The organism is Cedecea sp. B1(4) (genome assembly GCF_059414925.1).
Map to the genome: position 1 here is coordinate 1 of NZ_JCAHMZ010000225.1, position 403 is coordinate 403.

At 55.8% G+C, this 403-nt stretch carries 1 protein-coding gene; it reads left to right on the forward strand.

The genetic code is table 11. The annotated features are described in order from the left end of the window. Positions 1 to 283 (forward strand): hypothetical protein (locus ACR6JA_RS22715; protein ID WP_494599726.1); only part of this gene is annotated, 283 nt, incomplete at its 5' end. Between the last annotated feature and the right edge of the window lie 120 nt (positions 284 to 403).

Below are 403 nucleotides of genomic sequence, written 5' to 3' on the forward strand. Positions count from 1 at the left end.
GCTCGTCCCAAAAGGGGTCCAGAAGCGCGACTATTACTCCACATCTCCCTACGGTTCGCGGATGTTGCAATTGGGACTGGGCCGCGCCGCTCGATCACGGGTAGGTGTCGCAGGAACCGAAAACACCCGGCGCATCCAAGAACTCCAACGCGAGATCGGGGGCACCTGGATTTCACAATGGATGCGAGAATTCGACGTCGCCGAAGAAGTGGTCCAACTGTTGGAGCGCTATCAAAAGGACGCCACCACCTCTCTTCGCGACCAGTTCTCCGCTATTGCTTGAAGGTAAACTTCTCTGCTCGACAGGCTTCATGTCAGACGGCCAAGGAAGTGCTACCCCATCGGGACGTGCTTCTTAGCACCGAGCTACGACCCGCGAGAATTTTCACTAGTGAAAATTCCA